Source organism: Xanthomarina maritima, from assembly GCF_008084905.1.
GTDB classification, from domain to species: Bacteria; Bacteroidota; Bacteroidia; order Flavobacteriales; family Flavobacteriaceae; genus Xanthomarina; species Xanthomarina maritima.
In genome coordinates this window covers 272,356-290,493 of sequence record NZ_VSFC01000062.1, presented here as the reverse complement: position 1 = coordinate 290,493, position 18,138 = coordinate 272,356, and the positions used below count along the sequence as shown (strand labels likewise).

At 31.5% G+C, this 18,138-nt stretch carries 19 protein-coding genes and 1 pseudogene; 16 read left to right on the top strand and 4 right to left on the bottom strand.

The features are described 5' to 3' along the window. Positions 1-52: 52 nt before the first annotated feature. Complete coding sequence (locus tag FVF61_RS13675; RefSeq protein WP_148457349.1) at positions 53-484, bottom strand: TerB family tellurite resistance protein; 432 nt, start codon at positions 482-484, stop codon at positions 53-55. A 181-nt stretch (positions 485-665) separates the two neighbouring features. Here FVF61_RS13675 and mfd point away from each other — a divergent pair, with 181 nt between their 5' ends. Beyond that, on the top strand, positions 666-4,022 hold the full coding sequence (gene mfd / locus FVF61_RS13670; RefSeq protein ID WP_148457347.1) for a transcription-repair coupling factor: 3,357 nt from the start codon (positions 666-668) through the stop codon (positions 4,020-4,022). On the opposite strand, the gene FVF61_RS13665 is transcribed toward mfd, so the two are convergent. Then, entirely contained in the window at positions 4,019-4,384 is a 366-nt protein-coding gene (locus FVF61_RS13665) for a YraN family protein (protein ID WP_148457345.1), read from the bottom strand. The genes mfd and FVF61_RS13665 overlap by 4 nt on opposite strands. Positions 4,385-4,724: 340 nt before the next feature. On the opposite strand from FVF61_RS13665, the gene FVF61_RS13660 reads away from it, so the two are divergent. After that, positions 4,725-5,285, top strand: a complete 561-nt coding sequence (locus tag FVF61_RS13660; protein WP_148457343.1) for a YceI family protein — start codon at positions 4,725-4,727, stop codon at positions 5,283-5,285. A gap of 11 nt (positions 5,286-5,296) precedes the next feature. Continuing rightward, positions 5,297-5,902: a hypothetical protein gene (locus tag FVF61_RS13655; RefSeq protein ID WP_148457341.1), complete on the top strand. Its 606-nt coding sequence runs from the start codon at positions 5,297-5,299 to the stop codon at positions 5,900-5,902. Here FVF61_RS13655 and FVF61_RS13650 read toward each other — a convergent pair. Continuing rightward, positions 5,880-6,896, bottom strand: a complete 1,017-nt coding sequence (locus tag FVF61_RS13650) for a S66 peptidase family protein (RefSeq protein ID WP_148457339.1) — start codon at positions 6,894-6,896, stop codon at positions 5,880-5,882. The genes FVF61_RS13655 and FVF61_RS13650 overlap by 23 nt on opposite strands. A gap of 73 nt (positions 6,897-6,969) precedes the next feature. Between FVF61_RS13650 and metG the strand changes: the two genes are divergently transcribed. The 5 genes from metG to FVF61_RS13625 all read left to right on the top strand — a co-directional run bounded on the left by metG (position 6,970) and on the right by FVF61_RS13625 (position 13,214). Further along, positions 6,970-9,018, top strand: coding sequence for a methionine--tRNA ligase (gene metG / locus FVF61_RS13645; RefSeq protein WP_148457337.1), 2,049 nt, complete (start codon positions 6,970-6,972; stop codon positions 9,016-9,018). A gap of 181 nt (positions 9,019-9,199) precedes the next feature. Next, entirely contained in the window at positions 9,200-9,670 is a 471-nt protein-coding gene (locus FVF61_RS13640; protein ID WP_148457335.1) for a lipocalin family protein, read from the top strand. Between the two features lie 4 nt (positions 9,671-9,674). Next, the gene (locus tag FVF61_RS13635) at positions 9,675-10,376 is read left to right on the top strand and encodes an OmpA family protein (protein WP_148457333.1); all 702 of its coding nucleotides are present in this window, start codon (positions 9,675-9,677) and stop codon (positions 10,374-10,376) included. Positions 10,377-10,458: 82 nt separating this feature from the next. Next, complete coding sequence (locus FVF61_RS13630; RefSeq protein WP_148457331.1) at positions 10,459-11,091, top strand: class I SAM-dependent methyltransferase; 633 nt, start codon at positions 10,459-10,461, stop codon at positions 11,089-11,091. Continuing rightward, entirely contained in the window at positions 11,091-13,214 is a 2,124-nt protein-coding gene (locus FVF61_RS13625; RefSeq protein WP_148457329.1) for a Tex family protein, read from the top strand. The genes FVF61_RS13630 and FVF61_RS13625 overlap by 1 nt, the downstream gene beginning before the upstream one ends. A gap of 46 nt (positions 13,215-13,260) precedes the next feature. Here the strand turns inward: FVF61_RS13625 and FVF61_RS13620 are convergent, their stop codons facing one another. After that, complete coding sequence (locus FVF61_RS13620) at positions 13,261-13,593, bottom strand: single-stranded DNA-binding protein (protein WP_148457327.1); 333 nt, start codon at positions 13,591-13,593, stop codon at positions 13,261-13,263. Positions 13,594-13,758: 165 nt separating this feature from the next. Between FVF61_RS13620 and FVF61_RS13615 the strand changes: the two genes are divergently transcribed. From FVF61_RS13615 to FVF61_RS13590, 8 genes and pseudogenes are all read left to right on the top strand, one after another. Further along, a complete protein-coding gene (locus FVF61_RS13615; protein ID WP_148457325.1) occupies positions 13,759-14,037 on the top strand; it encodes a GNAT family N-acetyltransferase in 279 nt (92 codons plus the stop codon). 10 nt (positions 14,038-14,047) lie between these two features. Then, positions 14,048-14,200 (top strand): hypothetical protein, encoded by a 153-nt coding sequence (locus FVF61_RS14200; RefSeq protein ID WP_158635218.1) that lies wholly within the window; start codon positions 14,048-14,050, stop codon positions 14,198-14,200. A 22-nt stretch (positions 14,201-14,222) separates the two neighbouring features. Then, a complete protein-coding gene (locus tag FVF61_RS13610) occupies positions 14,223-14,573 on the top strand; it encodes a hypothetical protein (protein ID WP_148457323.1) in 351 nt (116 codons plus the stop codon). 94 nt (positions 14,574-14,667) lie between these two features. Next, positions 14,668-14,796 (top strand): hypothetical protein, encoded by a 129-nt coding sequence (locus tag FVF61_RS14445; RefSeq protein ID WP_317131669.1) that lies wholly within the window; start codon positions 14,668-14,670, stop codon positions 14,794-14,796. A 15-nt stretch (positions 14,797-14,811) separates the two neighbouring features. Then, positions 14,812-15,060, top strand: a pseudogene (locus FVF61_RS14440) (DUF302 domain-containing protein); the annotation flags it as partial. Between the two features lie 299 nt (positions 15,061-15,359). Then, entirely contained in the window at positions 15,360-15,812 is a 453-nt protein-coding gene (locus FVF61_RS13600; protein ID WP_148457321.1) for a c-type cytochrome, read from the top strand. A 7-nt stretch (positions 15,813-15,819) separates the two neighbouring features. Beyond that, positions 15,820-17,163 (top strand): cbb3-type cytochrome c oxidase subunit I, encoded by a 1,344-nt coding sequence (locus FVF61_RS13595; protein ID WP_148457319.1) that lies wholly within the window; start codon positions 15,820-15,822, stop codon positions 17,161-17,163. Positions 17,164-17,286: 123 nt separating this feature from the next. After that, positions 17,287-18,129 carry a CbbQ/NirQ/NorQ/GpvN family protein gene (locus FVF61_RS13590; protein ID WP_233586856.1) on the top strand — a complete coding sequence of 281 codons (843 nt, stop codon included), beginning with the start codon at positions 17,287-17,289 and terminating at the stop codon, positions 18,127-18,129. Positions 18,130-18,138 lie beyond the last annotated feature (9 nt).

Genomic DNA, 18,138 nt, shown 5'->3' with positions numbered 1-18,138 from the left:
TAAAAAAAGCGAGCTAAATAGCTCGCTTTTTTTATTTATGAATAGTTCATTATTATCTATTCATATTTTTTATTTCTTCAGTAAATGTATCTAAATCTACACCATTACTTACTAAAGTTAATGCTTTATCTACCACGTATCTAACATTGTCTGGCGAAAACCCTAATCCAACTGCAATCTTTCTAAGTACAATTTCTTCATGTTCTCCTTTTATATGGTCTACATAAACCATTCTAGACAAATCATATAAACGCTCTAGACGTCTATCATAAGATGTAGGTGGATTAATAGGATGAGATTTATAATCTTTAAGGATTTCTTTATAAGTTTCCTCACTAATATCTAAGTTACGTGCCAAACGATCTAAAAACGCTTTTTCTTCATTAGAAATAATTCCATCATCCATAGCAACTCTAACAATTGCTGCAAAATGATCTTCGTTACGTTGTTTAAATCCACTATCGAATAAATCTAAAAATGACATATCTTTCTGTTTTTAAAAGTCGTGCAAATATAGACAAAGATACTACCTTTTAAAATATAAATTTTGCTTTTTTTAGAACTTATATAAAGGGAGGCTTTCAGGTAAAATTTCAACTAATTTTTAAATACTAACCTTTATATTTGCAAATCTTAGAATCATCGATTCATTAAAATAAATTGTCTTGAGTAAAACTGTTTTCTCGCAAACATTTGCACAGGCTTTGCAAACGCAAAATCTGCAAACTGCTATTGCCAAATCCCAAAGTAAAACACATTTAAAAGGACTTATCGGATCATCGCTTTCTTTTGTTTTAAGCGAAACATTTAAGCAAACAGACAAGCCTTTTCTTCTTGTTTTTAATGATAAAGAAGAAGCTGCATTTTACTTAAACGATTTAGAAATTTTATTGAATGATAAAGATGTTCTTTTCTATCCTGGAAGTTACAGAAGACCTTACCAAATTGAAGAGACTGATAATGCCAATGTACTTTTAAGAGCTGAAGTTTTAAACCGAATTAATTCTCGTAAAAAACCAGCCATAATAGTTACTTATCCTGATGCTTTGTTCGAGAAAGTAGTTACCAGAAAAGAATTAGAACGCAACACTTTAAAAGTCTCTGTTAACGACAAACTATCAATCGATTTTGTAAACGAAGTGTTGTTTGAATACAAATTTAAACGTGTCGATTTTGTAACAGAACCTGGCGAATTCTCAGTTCGTGGTGGTATTGTAGATGTGTTTTCATTTAGTCATGATGAACCTTATAGAATCGAGTTTTTTGGCGATGAAGTAGATAGTATTCGAACGTTCGATGTAGAAACACAGCTTTCAACAGAGCAAATCAAGAAAATAAATATCATTCCAAATGTTGCCAACAAATTTTTAGAAGAAAGCAGACAGAGTTTTTTAGATTATATCGCTTCAAAAACAGTGGTTTTTACCAAAAACAGTGACTTGTTATTTTCTAGAATCGATGATTTTTTTGAAAAAGCTATAGAAGCCTTTAAAAACTTATCATCAGAAATAAAGCATGCAGAACCTGTAGAGTTATTCTGTAATTCTTCTTTACTAAAAAAACAATTATTGGAATATACAGTTGTTGAATTTGGAACGCAAAGCGTATTTAGTCATTCAGAACGTAGTGAAGAATCTAACATCATTGCTTTTAATACCACACCACAACCTTCATTCAATAAACAATTCAATTTATTAATAGAAAACTTAAATGTCAATCATGAAAATGGTTATACCAATTATATAGCTTGTGTTAGCGAACAACAAGCCAAGCGATTTCATGATATTTTTGAAGACGTAGATGAAGATGTACACTACAAAACCGTTGTGCTTTCGCTTTATCAAGGGTTTATAGACAACGATGCTAAAATAGCCTGTTATACAGACCATCAAATTTTTGAGCGTTACCATAAATTTCATTTAAAAAATGGTTATGCTAAAAAACAAGCCATAACTTTAAAGGAGCTTACTAATCTTGAAATTGGAGATTATGTTACACATATCGATCATGGGATTGGCAAGTTTGGTGGTTTACAAAAAATTGATGTTGAAGGTAAAAAACAAGAAGCTATAAAATTGGTTTATGGCGAACGTGATGTGCTTTATTTAAGCATCCACTCGCTACATAAAATCACCAAGTTTAATGGCAAAGATGGCAAACCACCAAAAATCTACAAATTAGGTTCTGCTGCTTGGAAAAATCTGAAACAAAAAACTAAATCCAGAGTTAAAGAAATTGCTTTTAACCTGATTCAGGTTTATGCCAAACGTAAACTAGAAAAAGGTTATCAATATCGTCCAGATAGTTATTTGCAACTGGAATTAGAGTCCTCATTTATATATGAAGACACGCCTGACCAAACCACAGCAACTGCAGATATTAAAGCAGATATGGAAAGCGAAAGACCTATGGATAGATTGGTCTGTGGCGATGTTGGTTTCGGTAAAACAGAAGTAGCTATTCGTGCTGCTTTTAAAGCTGTAGATAATAGCAAACAGGTCGCTATTTTAGTACCAACAACCATTTTAGCTTACCAACATTCCAGGACTTTTAAAGAACGTTTAAAAGATTTTCCCGTTACTGTAGATTATTTAAACCGTTTTAGAACTGCCAAAGAAAAACGTGAAACTTTAGAAGGTTTGGAAAAAGGAAACGTAGATATCATTATTGGAACGCATCAATTAGTTAATAAAAATGTCAAGTTTAAAGATTTAGGATTATTGATTGTTGATGAAGAACAAAAATTTGGTGTTGCAGTTAAAGAAAAACTAAAAACACTCAAAGAGCACGTAGATGTGTTAACTCTTACTGCTACTCCAATTCCAAGAACGCTTCAATTTAGTTTAATGGCTGCAAGAGATTTATCGGTTATAACCACTCCTCCTCCTAATCGTTATCCAATAGAAAGTCACGTGATTCGTTTTTCTGAAGAAACAATTAGAGATGCTGTTACTTACGAAATTCAACGAGGTGGCCAAATTTTCTTTATTCATAATCGCATTGAAAATATCAAGGAAGTTGCTGGAATGATTCAACGTTTGGTTCCAGATGCCAAAATTGGTATTGGTCATGGACAAATGGAAGGCAAAAAACTCGAAAATTTAATGTTGGCTTTTATTAATGGTGAATTTGATGTTTTAATAAGTACAACTATTGTTGAAAGTGGTTTGGATGTGCCAAATGCCAACACCATTTTTATTAATAATGCTAATAATTTTGGTTTAAGCGATTTACACCAAATGCGTGGTCGTGTAGGACGAAGCAACAAAAAAGCATTCTGTTATTTTATTACTCCAGAATATTCTGCAATGACAGATGATGCTAGAAAACGAATTACAGCTTTAGAACAATTTTCTGAGCTTGGAAGTGGTTTTAACATTGCTATGAAAGATTTGGAAATTCGTGGTGCTGGAGACTTGCTTGGTGGTGAACAAAGTGGATTTATTAATGATATAGGTTTTGATACCTATCAAAAAATATTAAATGAAGCTATTGAAGAATTAAAAGAAAATGAATTCAAAGATTTATATCAAGACAATGGAAAAGAAAAAGAATACGTTAAAGATATTACCATAGATTCCGATTTTGAATTACTTTTTCCAGACAATTATGTCAATAATATTTCTGAACGTTTAAATCTTTACACACAATTAAACAACATAAAAACCGAAGAAGAGCTTGAAAAATTTGAAACTGAAATTGTAGATCGTTTTGGTGAATTACCAACACAAGTAGTCGACTTATTAAATAGTGTTCGAATTAAATGGATTGCTAATAAAATGGGACTTGAAAAAGTAGTAATGAAACAAGGCAAGCTGATTGGCTATTTTATTAACGACCAGAAAAGTGGTTTTTATCAAAGCAATGGATTTACTAAGGTTTTACAATATGTACAATCTCATCCTGCTGCTTGTAAAATGAAAGAAAAACAAACTAGAAATGGCTTACGTTTATTGCTTACTTTCGAGAATATTAAAACTGTAAAACAGGCTTTGGCAGTTTTGAAACCTATTGTTAACTAGAAATGATAAAACGCATTTTCGTAATGTGTAAGTTCTTCTGTAGACTTGTTTTTTATTATAGCAATAATATCGAAACGTGTTTCTAATGAAATGTCATTTTCAGTTACATAAGCATCCATAGCTTTAACAAGAAGTTTGATTTTTCCTTTGCTTACAAAACTTTGTGGATCTCCAAACATATCTGAATTTCTGGTTTTAACCTCAACACAAACAAGGCTATCTCTAGCTTTGTTTTTAGCAATAATATCTATTTCGGCTTTATCATAAAAATAATTACGCTCCAAAATCTCATAGCCTTTTTTTAAAAGGTATTCAGATGCAAATTGTTCTCCCCATTCTCCAAGCTCGTTATGTTGTGCCATAATTCCTGGTAAATCAATGATTCACGAATAATTTAATATAATATTTTCAACAATAAGTAAAACAGGAATCTCATCCTGCAATTTTTGTTTGTATTAATTAAGATAATAAATTACCACAATTTTTAAGGTTTTAGGAAATATTTAATGCTCTTCTTCAGAAGCTGAAAACATCCATGCTAAACACAATAATAATGAAACCACTATACATCTTCTTCCTTCACATAACATATGTAAAAAAAGACAATTTCACAACTTTTTGCAACTATTGACACTTCTTTTACTTTTTTTTGACATTTTTCTTCGATCACCAATCTAGTTTTACCAAAAAAAACAAATCATCATGAAACGAAAAGTTATCATATTTATCATTTTTGCATGTTCAATTACAATTAACGCACAAACCGAAATGCCAATTAACACTTCAAAAAGCTCTATAAACTGGAAAGGATCTATGTTGTTTAACTTTGGCGAGCACTATGGAACAACACAGTTTAAAGAAGGCAAAATAACAAAATCAAATAATAAGATTACAGGAGGAACTTTTACAGTTGACATGAATACCATTGTAAATACAGATGGAAATTACAGTGAAGATTTAATAAACCACTTAAAAAATGAAGATTTTTTTGATGTGAAAAAACATCCAATATCTAGCTTAGTCATAACCAAAGTAAGCTATTATGACAATGGAAGTTTAAGAATGGATGCTAACCTTACAATTAAAGGAATATCGAAACCAATAATGTTTGATGCTAAATTAATAGATAATACCAAAATGATAGCGAAATTTAAAATTGATCGAACTGAATGGAATATTAGATATGGATCTAAAGATAAAGTTAGTGTAAAAGATTACGCTATTTCTGATGCAATTGAATTTGAAGTTGAATTATATTTTTAAACTAAAAAACTATGAAACTTACTATTACAGTGCTTATAATGTTTTATTCTATAATTGCTTTTGGTCAAGATAAACAACAAATTGAAATATTTGAAACAGACAGCACCTGGATCAAAGAAATTATAGAATTTCCAATAGGTTTTGCTCAAAACATAAACTATGAAGGTTTTGAAGATTTACGGTTTCCAGAAGGTTGGTCAAAAGAAGAAAGTCATACCTTCTGGTCGTACGTTTGGGCTTGGAAAATTAAGGATATTGGTGAAGTAACAGAAAATGAATTAGAAACCAATATTCAATATTATTTTGATGGATTATTAGGTCTTGATCTTTATAAAATAGACGATAAACATGTGAGAAAAACAAATACTGTGTTTATTAAAAAAGACAATTCACATTATATTGGTAAGGTTAAAACATTTGATACACGCTACACTAAAAAACCTTTGACCTTAAATGTGCTTGTAGAGACTCATTATTGTTCACAAGAGAAGAAAAGAATCATCTATTTTAAATTTTCACCAAAGCCTTTTGAGGATGATGTTTGGAATACACTGGATGAGGTAACACTTAGAATAGATGTTTGTGAGAATCAAATTAATTCTCAAAAACAACAATAGTTTCGTCTTTCGTAACAGTCATTTTAACCATTCTCCCTAAAATCATCGCACGATTATCTTTTTCATGTCCTGCTGGCATATTAAAGGCAATTGGAAAATTATAATCAGATAATGCATCTAAAATCAGTTGTTCAACAGAAGTTCCCCAAAGCGTGGTGTTTTTTCGCATTTTACTCATATCACCGACTAATAAACCAGCACAATTGTCAAAATAACCTGCACGTTTTAAACTTTGAAGCATTCTGTCAATATGGTATTTATATTCCCCTATTTCTTCAATAAACAATATTTTCCCACTGGTATCAATACTTGTTTTGGAACCCAACATGGTATGCAACATGGTTAAATTTCCTCCTATTAAAGGCGCAGAAACTGTTCCAATTCTGTTATCCTTAGATCCCTTAAGGGTGTAAATTAAGTTATCTCCAAAAATGGCCATTTTAAAAGTAGAAACAGATTCAGAAATATCCTCTAAATTATCTGTCAAACTGGTGCACATAAGTGCATGGATTGTTTCAAACCCTTCATTGTGAAACTGATTGTGTAAAGCTGTAATATCGCTATAACCTATCAACCATTTTGGGTTTTCCTTAAACTTAGAAAAGTTTAGTTTATCCAATATCCTAACTGTTCCATATCCTCCTCTAGCACACCAAATTGCACTAATTGTAGGATCGTCCAAGGCTTTCTGGAAGTCTTCATAACGCTCTGCATCTGTTCCAGCAAAATGATTATCTTGACTAAACACATGTTTTCCTACAACTACATTCAGTCCCCAACTTTTAAGTAAATCTTCGGCTTGTTGGACTTCACTAGTTTTATTTTTTAAAATTCCTGAAGGTGCAACAATAGCTACTGTATCGCCAGCTTTTAAATATGGTGGTTGTATCAAAACTTGTGTTTTATATGTTAGTGCCTCTTGTGCTGAAAGTATTGTTTTTTCGAAGAAAAAAACCAAACAGAACAAACTTAATATTAAAGTGTTTTTTGTCATATGGTAAATGTACATTTTTTTTACAAATCCCTTTTAAAATGTGTACTTTTGTGGATTCTAAAAAGTTCTAATAATGTCAAAAAGATATACCATAACAGCTGCTTTACCTTATACTAATGGACCAATCCATATAGGCCATCTGGCAGGTGTTTATGTGCCAGCAGATATTTACGCTCGCTATTTGCGTTTAACTGGAAACGATGTTGCCTTTATTTGTGGAAGCGACGAACATGGTGTTCCAATTACCATTAAGGCTAAAAAAGAAGGGGTTTCACCTCAAGATATTGTTGATAAATATCATGCAATTATTAAAAAATCGTTTGAAGATTTTGGAATTTCTTTAGATAATTACTCTAGAACTACGGCTAAAATTCATCATGAAACAGCTTCTGAATTTTTCACAACTCTATACAATAAGGGAGAATTTATTGAAGAAGTAACCGAACAATTATACGACGAAGAAGCCAATCAGTTTTTAGCAGATCGATTTGTTATTGGAACTTGCCCAAAATGTGGCAACGAAGAAAGTTATGGTGATCAATGTGAAAAATGTGGAACCAGTCATAATGCAACCGATTTAATCAATCCGAAATCTGCTATCACTGGAAATGTACCAACCTTAAAACAAACCAAACACTGGTTTTTACCTTTAGACAAGCATGAGGCTTTCTTAAAAGAATGGATTTTAAAAGGACATAAAAAAGACTGGAAACCAAATGTTTACGGACAAGTTAAATCATGGATTGACGATGGTTTAAGACCAAGAGCAGTAACTAGAGATTTAGATTGGGGAATTCCAGTGCCACTTCCAGATGCAGATGGTAAAGTACTTTATGTATGGTTTGATGCTCCAATTGGTTACATTTCTGCTACTAAAGAATGGGCAGAACGTGAAGGTAAAGATTGGGAACCTTACTGGAAAGACGAAGACACCAAATTGGTTCACTTTATTGGGAAAGACAACATTGTATTCCATTGCATTATTTTCCCAGCTATGTTAAAAGCTGAAGGCTCTTATATTTTACCAGATAATGTTCCAGCGAACGAGTTTTTAAATTTAGAAGGAAACAAGCTTTCAACTTCTAAAAACTGGGCTGTTTGGTTACCTGAATATTTAGAAGATTTTCCAAACCAACAAGATGTATTGCGTTATGCTTTAACAGCAAATGCTCCAGAAACAAAAGATAACGATTTTACATGGAAAGATTTCCAAGCAAGAAATAATAACGAATTGGTTGCTATTTTTGGCAACTTTATCAATCGTGTGGTAGTTTTAACCAATAAATACTACAATGGAAAAGTTCCTGAACCAATTGAATTTTCTCAAATAGACGAAGAAACACTTGCTGCAGTAAAAGCATATCCAGCAGTTATTTCAAGTTCTATCGAACGTTACAGGTTCCGTGAAGCCAGTCAGGAATTAATGAATTTAGCTAGACTAGGAAACAAATATTTAGCAGACGAAGAGCCTTGGAAAGTCATTAAAGAAGATGAAGCCAGAACTCAAACCATTATGTTTGTAACACTTCAAATTGCTTCGGCATTAGCCACTTTAAGCGAGCCTTTTTTACCGTTTACTTCAGATAAATTAATAGGGATTTTAAATTTTGAAAACAATACATGGAACGAAGTTTCTTCAAAAGACTTTTTACTTCCAGCTGGGCATCAAATAGGACAAGCTGAATTATTATTTTCAAAAATTGAAGATGAGACTATTCAAAAACAACTTGATAAATTAGAAGCTAGTAAAAAGGCAAACGAAGCTGCCAACAAAACAATAGAGCCTCAAAAAGAAGAAATTACGTTTGATGATTTTACAAAACTAGACATGAGAGTTGGAACCATTTTAGAGGCAGAAAAAATGCCAAAAGCTAAAAAACTACTTATCTTAAAAGTGGATACTGGAATTGATGTTAGAACCATAGTTTCTGGTATTGCTGAAAGTTTTACTCCTGAAGAGGTAGTTGGTAAAAAAGTAACTGTTTTAGTTAATTTAGCTCCAAGAGCTTTACGAGGTGTAGAAAGTCAAGGTATGATTTTAATGACAGAAACTCCAGAAGGTAAATTGGTATTTGTGAATCCTGATGATGCTAATGTAAATAATGGTTTACATATTTCATAAATATTCCATCGGAATTACTTGTAATAATACAGTTTTATATTAATATAATTATTCAATACATCCTTTTTAAAATTTAAATTCATTTTATTCTAATAACATTAATACTTCTTTAACATCTATTTATAGTTTTAAATTCGTACATTAAATAAGGACTATTCCTACAACAACTAATTTTACAACTATGAAAAAAGTACTTTTACTGTTAGTTACTATTCTGTTTATATCATGTGGTACATCAAAAACAGTAAGAACATCTAAAAAAGTTATTAAAGGAGACTGGACACTTAATTCTATTAGTTATAGTGAAACAGGAACTTATAACGTAACTCTTTTTGATGATGCTTCTAAAGTTTGCTTTGAAGGAAGCACTTGGCGGTTTATTCCAAATAACAATACAGGTCTTTATAATATTAATGATACTTCTTGTTCTATAGGTGAACGCCATTTTATATTTACCATTCAAGAGGTTGATGAAACAACGGGTTTATATGATTTTCTTTTGAAGCCTACCAATGAAAAACACAAATCAGTAACCAATAAAGGCTTTCGAATACAATTAACAGCTTTGTCTGAAACAACTATGCAATGGCAACAAACAGTTGCTGTTAACAATAGTCCTTTTACCATTACTATGAATTTTTCTAAACTTTAATATTATGAAATTATCTATAAATAAATTTAAATTTTTCACATTAGTAGGAATATTATTAATCTTCACAAACTGTAAGTCTGTCCAAAATGCAAATAACAAACAAAAGGGAGCTGTTATTGGTGCTACAAGTGGAGCTATTTTAGGTGCCATTATTGGTAATAATGTTGGCAAAGGTGGTAATGGCGAATTAGGAGCTGTTATTGGTGGCGTCGTTGGTGGTGGAGCAGGTGTACTTATTGGCAACAAAATGGACAAACAAGCCCAAAAAATTGAGGAAGAAATTCCTGGAGCTCAAGTAGAACGTGTAGATGATGGTATTGTTGTAACTTTCGATGAAAATAGTGGTGTGTATTTTGCTACAGACAAGTACAACATTAATAGTGCATCACAAGAAACCTTAAACAAATTGTCAAATGTGTTTAAAGAATATCCAGATACAAATATTTTGATTGTTGGTCATACTGACAGTGTTGGCGCAGAATCTTATAACATGACGCTTTCTAAGAACAGAGCATATGCTGTAACCAATTATCTAACTGAAAAAGGTTTAAGTTCTGGCCGTTTTACTACCAATTGGTTTGGGGAAACGCAACCAATGCATGATAATTCTACAGTAGAAGGTCGTGCTAAAAACAGAAGGGTTAATGTTGCTATTTTACCAAATGAAAAAATGATTGACGAAGCTAAAAAGGAAGCTGGTAATTAATTTTATAAGATAAAGTTTGTTTAAAACTCGTTTTCAATGTTTCTTTGAAGACGAGTTTTTCTTTATTTAAAAAGCCTAACTAATGATAGATTCTGAAAATTTAAAAATCCATTGGAACAAAGCTTATGAAAAGGAAGATAATCAATTAGGTTGGTTTGAAGAAAGCCCAACTCAAACCATGAATCTAATTGCTAAAACCAATTTAGTAAAAGATGCAACCATTCTAAATGTAGGTGTGGGAACTACCACTTTAATCGAAACACTTTTAGACGAAGGCTATACCAATCTTATTGCCAACGATTTGAGTGATTTAGCGCTACAAAAGCTAAAAGAACGTATCCAGAATTCACATAATTATAACTTAAATTGTATTGTAGACGATTTAATAAATCCATCAGAATTACAATATCTTAACTCTGTAAATTTATGGATAGATAGAGCTGTACTTCATTTCTTTTTAAAAGACGACGAGCAAAAAGCATATTTTAACCTCATCAAAAAAGTTGTAGCAAAAAATGGTTTTGTACTTATTGCTGTTTTTTCTTTAGAAGGAGTGCCAAAATGTTGTGGGTTAGATTTAAAACGCTACAATGTAGATATGTTACAGCAAGAATTAGGCAGCAATTTTAAACTTATTGACAGCTTTAATCATACATTTATTAATCCATTTGGAGGTGAACGTCCTTATGTTTACACCCTTTTTCAAAAACAATAATGCAGTTATTAAAATATATAATTTCTCAAACGCAATTACCAGAATCTTCAGTAAAAAATACCGTTGAACTTTTAAATGAAGATTGTACCATTCCATTTATTTCCCGTTACAGAAAAGAACGTACAGGAAATTTAGATGAAGTTCAAATTGGAGATATCGTAAAATATAAAGATCAATTTGAAAATTTAGAAAAAAGAAAAAATGCTATTTTAAAAGCTATTGAGGAACAAGAAGCATTAAATCCAGAACTAAAACAAAAAATTGAATGTGCTGAAGATTTAACCACACTTGAAGATTTATACTTACCCTACAAAAAAAGCAGAAAAACAAAAGCAGATAAAGCTAAATCACTAGGTCTTGAACCATTAGCTAAAATCATCATGTCTCAAAATGCAAATGATATTGAATCTATTGCTTTTAGATACGTAAAAGGTAATGTCGTTGCTGTTGAAGATGCATTAGAAGGTGCTCGACATATTATTGCTGAATGGATTAACGAGCGTACAGATGTTAGAAATCGTATACGTTATCAGTTAGAACGCTTCGCCTTGATTTCTACGAAAGTTGTAAAGGCTAAAATAGATGATGAAAATGCTCAAAAATTTAGAGATTATTTTGAATGGGAAGAATCGTTAAGCCACATTCCTTCACATAGATTATTAGCTATTTTACGTGCCGAAACTGAAGGTTTTATTAAAACTAAAATCTCAATTGATGATGATAAAGTATTAGCAAAAATCGAAGATCGCATGATTCGCTATAAAAATGATTGTTCCGAACAAATTCAAACGGCCATTCAAGATGCTTATAAACGATTATTATTACCATCGTTAAGTAACGAAGCGCTTCAAAACGCAAAAACAAAAGCTGATGAATCTGCGATAACTGTATTTGCAAAAAATTTAAAGCAGTTGTTATTAGGTTCGCCTTTAGGAGAAAAACGTGTATTGGCCATCGATCCAGGATTTAGAACAGGATGTAAAATAGTGTGTTTAGATGCACAAGGTAATTTAAAACACAACGAAACTATTTATCCCCATCCCCCAAAAAATGATGCTATTGGAGCCATGAAAAAAATAAGCACTTTATCTGAAGCCTATCAAATTGAAGCCATTGCCATTGGAAACGGAACTGCATCTCGTGAAACAGAAGCACTCATTAAAAAAATACGTTTTAAAAATGATATTCAAGTATTTGTAGTTAGTGAAGCTGGAGCGAGTATCTATTCAGCATCAAAAATTGCTCGTGATGAATTTCCTAATTATGATGTGACAGTTAGAGGTTCAGTGTCTATTGGAAGACGATTACAAGATCCTTTAGCTGAATTGGTGAAGATTGATGCTAAATCTATTGGTGTTGGACAATACCAACATGATGTGGATCAAACCAAACTAAAAAGCGAATTAGATATCGTTGTAGCAAGTTGTGTAAATGCCGTTGGTGTAAATATCAATACGGCAAGCTCAAGTTTATTAAGTTATGTATCTGGAATTGGGCCAAAATTAGCGGAAAATATTTTTAATTATCGAGCAGAACATGGTGTTTTTAAATCAAGAAATGACATAAAAAAAGTCCCTCGTTTAGGTGAAAAAACCTTTGAACAAGGTGCTGCTTTTTTAAGAATAAAAGAAGCTACAAATCCATTAGATGATTCTGCAGTGCATCCAGAAAGTTATGTGCTTGTAGAAAAAATGGCTAAAGAATTGGGCAAAAATGTTTCCGATTTAATTGGAAACAAAACTGAACTACAAAAAATAAATTTACAAAAATATTGTTCAGAAACTGTTGGATTACCAACACTTCAAGACATTATAAAAGAATTAGAAAAACCTGGTTTAGATATTAGAGAGCAAGCTAAAGTTTTTACTTTTAATCAGAATATCAAATCGATTATCGATTTACATGAAGGGCAATTATTACCTGGAATTGTAAATAATGTAACTAATTTTGGGGCTTTTGTAGATATTGGAATTAAAGAAAGTGGTTTAATTCATATTTCAAATTTATCAGATAGTTTTGTAAGTGATGTGAATGAGCATGTGTCTTTACATCAACAAGTTATTGTAAAAGTTCTTGAAGTTGATATTCCAAGAAAGAGAATTCAACTTAAATTACATAAATAAAAAAGGCTCACAAATGCGAGCCTTAAAAATTAAATCTAGTTTATTTTTATTTACTTAACATTAATAATTCATTACACAATATTTCGGTTGTATAATGTTTTTTACCTTCTTTATCTTCCCAAGAACGGTTTGTTAATTTACCTTCAACAGCAATTTCTTTCCCTTTGGTTATATACTCTTCTACTACCTTAACCAAACCACCTTTAACAATAATGTTGTGCCAATAAGCACGTTCCACTTTTTGTCCGTTTTTGTCTTTGTAACTATCGTCTGTGGCTAACGAAAATTTAGCCATTTTGTTACCATCTTCAAAATTGATAATTTCAGGATCTTGCCCTAATCTTCCAATCAACTGTACTTTGTTTCTAAGCGTGTTCATAATTTTAAATTTTAATGTTAAACAGTTAATACTATTGAATATCGTTCGGTCAATTCAACAAGGCAAAGATGCAACCACTTAGAAATATTATTCGGTTGTTAACTAATTAAATTCGTTTGTAAATGCTTGTAGTCGTTTGTAAACGAATATTTTGTATATTGCTATATGCAATACCATATTGAAACTAATCGGATAATACTCAGAGAACTAAGGTCTTTAGACTTAGATGGTTTGTTTGAATTAGACTCAGATTTAGATGTCCATAAATATTTAGGAAACAAACCTGTAAAAACAAGAGAAGAATCTATAAGAATTCTAGAGAGTGTTTTTAATCAATATAAAGAACGAGGTATTGGTAGGTTTGCAGTAATAGAAAAGTCGTCTGGAGATTTTGTTGGCTGGTCTGGAATACGCTTTAATACAGAATACAATATGAATTGCTAAACAAAATATTATGAAACTTCCTGAATTATTTGCTACAACAGAGCTAGGAAATAAGGCATTTCATAATGCACTTTTAAAAATTAGATTACATTATGTTGAAGATTTTTATTTTGAACAAGAGCAAGTAAATTTACATTGGTATAAAATGAAAAGTTCTGAATAAACTTTTCTCAAAAATTAAATAGATGAAAAAACAATGTCTAGAATGTGGTGAAAAAATTGTAGGTAGAATAGATAAAAAATTCTGCAGTGACGCCTGTAGAAACTCTTTTAATAATCGTGTAAATAAAGATTCTAAAAACCTTATTAGAAATACTAACAACCGATTAAGAAAAAATTACAGAGTTTTAGAAGAACTCAATCCAGATCAAAAAACTAAAACATCTAGAGCCAAACTTATAGAAAAAGGTTTTGATTTTAATTATTTCACTAGTATATATACAACCAAAGTAGGAACCGTTTATTACTTTGTTTACGATCAAGGCTACTTACCTATTGAAGGTGATTATTATGCATTAGTAAAACGAGAAAGTTAAAAATTTTCTTAATTCTATAACTTTTTTACCTGCAAGCTCATAATTACATTTGATAGAATTTTTGTATTTTTAAGATATATATTAAAATGTAATTATGACTTATTTTTTTACTGCCATTATAGAAAATATCACTTTTGAAGAGGCTATAAATAAAACAAAAGCAGCCTTAAAAGATGAAGGCTTTGGTGTATTAACCGAAATAAATATAAAAAATACTCTTTAAGACAAATTAGATGTTGATTTAGATCCATATACTATTTTAGGAGCCTGTAGCACAAAACATGCTTACGAAGCAATAAAAACTGAACCCAATATAGGTGTCTTTTTACCTTGTAATGTCATTGTTAAACAATTGAAAAACAACAGCGTTGAAATAGCAGCTGTCGACCCTATTGCTTCTATGGGAGCCGTAGAAAACAAAAAATTGGGCGAAGTGGCCAAAGATGTTGAATGTAAACTTAAAAACGTAATTGAACGTCTAAAATAAAAATTACACATATCTATTTACTTCAAAAATAAACTACAATTATATCTAATTCACCTATTTATAAACTACTAAAAAGAACCTTTTAAATCTTTTTTTTAATAGACATCTTCGGTCTGGAGACAATTTGAACGTATTAATTAAGCTATAATTGAAATTAGATACACTTGCATTCTTACTAGGATATTTTCAATCTTAGTTTTTTCCATTTTATGATTTAAGTCATGTTTTAAGAGCAATTGTCGCTCTATTTTTGTATAAAAGATAAAAAGGTCTTTTAAACAAACTTAACTTTTAATCTCATGTTATCAAAAAAACAAGCACGAGCTTTTTTCCTTGGAGGTACAGTGGTTACATTCTTAATTTTTATAGGATTAACCATTTTCTCTTTGAGTAAAGGGCAAGATCAAACCAACCATGAAGGCATTACAGAACAAGTTGTTCGAGGAAAAGTTTTATGGGAAGAAAACAATTGTATGGGATGCCATACCATTTTAGGTGAAGGAGCCTACTATGCTCCAGAATTAACCAAAGTACTAGACCGTCGAGGCGAAGGTTATGTTAAAGCTGTTTTAATGTCTCCTGTTCCTTGGAATCCAAACGGAAGACAAATGGTTGCTTACGGATTTACAAAAGAAGAAGCAGATGATTTAATCGCTTTCTTCGATTGGATTGGTGGTATTGACCTTAACGGATTTGATACTGTTGTATCACCTTTAGCTAAAGACAAAATTGAAAGACAAACTAAAAACTAACTAACAGATGAAATATAAATCACAAAAAGTAGCCTATTGGTTTTTTGCCTTTTCAATGCTACTACTCGTTTTACAAATTACCTACGGATTTATTATGGGTTTTGCTCGTATTGGATTCGATGGACTACATGAATTTATTCCTTTCAACACAGCCAGAGCTGTACACACCAACCTATTAGTGGTATGGTTACTTTCTGGTTTTATGGGAGCCGCTTATTATATTATTCCTGAAGAAGCACAACGCGAATTAGTAAGTGTTAAATGGGCTTATGTTCAACTAATTTCTCTTGCTGTTGTTGGTGTTGCTGCTGTAATAGGTTACCATTTCAACTGGTGGGAAGGACGTAAATTTTTAGAAATCCCAAGACAATTAGATTACTTGGTTGTTGTAAATGTACTGTTGTTTTTAGGTCTCATTTTAGCAACACTTTTTAAAGGAAAACGTAAAACAACAACTGCCTTGGTTCTAACTATGGGATTATTGTTTGCTGCTTTACTTTATCTTCCTGGAATGCTTCCTTTCGACAGTCAGGTAACAGATTCTTTCTTTAGATGGTGGGTTGTTCACTTATGGGTTGAAGGTGTTTGGGAATTAATTATGGGAGGTATCTTATCTTTCTTATTAATAAAACTTACTGGAGTAGATAGAGAAGTTATCGAAAAATGGCTTTACGTGATTGTTGGATTAACTTTCTTATCAGGTATCTTAGGTACTGGTCACCACTACTACTACATTGGTGTAAATAACATCTGGTTAATAGTTGGTGGTATTTTCTCTGCTCTTGAGCCTTTAGCATTCCTAGCTATGGCACTATTTGCAGTAAATATGTATAGAAAAGGTGAAAAGAAACATCCTAATAAAATAGCTTTGTTCTGGACTTTAGGTTCTGCCATTGTATCCTTTGTTGGAGCTGGATTATTAGGTTTTGCTCACACATTACCTCAAACCAATTTATATACACACGGAACTTTAGTAACCGCTATGCATGGTCACTTGGCGTTTTGGGGAGCTTATGCTATGATTGTTCTTGCAATTATAAGTTATGCGTTGCCAAATATGACTGGTAGAAAATTGTATGATAGCAGTGTAGGTCGTGCAGCCTTCTGGATGGCAAATGTTGGTATGATAGGAATGACAGTCGCCTTTGGTGTAGCTGGTGTGGCTCAAGTATATTTAGAGCGTAAATTCAAAATGGATTTCATGGAAGTTCAAGCAGAAATAAGCATTCACTTTGTAGTATTAATTTTATGTGCAACTCTATTTACAGTTGGAATTATTATGTATATCATGGACTTTATAAAACATGGTAAACCAACTGATGAAGAATTAGATTTAGAATCAGATTTATAACAATTAATAGCAAAAAATGGCCTTTTAGTTAGTAAAAAGACAATGAAGTTAAACATTCTCATACCTGAAAATTATACCATACTTCAAAATCTTTAACTAAAGGGCCTTTTAAATTTAAAAATCATGAATAAAACGTTAGTTAATTCAGACTTAAATACAATTATTTTGAAAACAGAAACCCAACAAACAAATTCGACAAAACCATTCTATAAGCCAATAGCAAAAGAGATTGAGGTGTTTGAACAGGCTTATTTAAACAAAATTCCTGTATTGTTAAAAGGTCCAACTGGAACTGGAAAAACACGTTTTGTAGATTATATGACCTATAAATTAGATAAGGAATTGATTACTATTTCTTGTCACGAAGAAACCTCTTCTACCGATTTAATTGGTCGTTATATTATTAAAGGAGCCGAAACCGTTTGGATAGATGGACCACTTACAAAAGCTGTAAAAGAAGGTGCCGTAATTTATTTAGATGAAATTGCCGAAGCAAGACCAGATGTTATTGTTGCTATTCACTCTTTAACTGACCACAGAAAAGAATTATATATTGATAAGTTAGGCGAAACTATTAAAGCACACCCAAATTTTATGCTGGTAGCATCGTTTAATCCTGGTTATCAAAAAGGATTTAAAGAATTAAAACCTTCAACCAGACAACGTTTTATTGCTTTAGCTTTTAATTATCCGAATGAAAAAGATGAAGCTGAAATTTTAGTAAACGAAACTCAAATTGATGCATCTACAGCTAAAAAATTAGTTTCCATAGCTAATAAAATTAGAAACTTGACAGAGCTTGGTTTAACTGAAACAGTGTCAACTCGTTTATTAGTGGATGCCGCAAAACTAATACATACAGGTTTAGGTAAACGTCTCGCTGTACGTGTAGCTGTTGTAGAACCATTAACAGACGACATCGAAATTACTGAAGCTTTATCAGATTTATGTGATTTAATGATTTAAAGAAAAAAT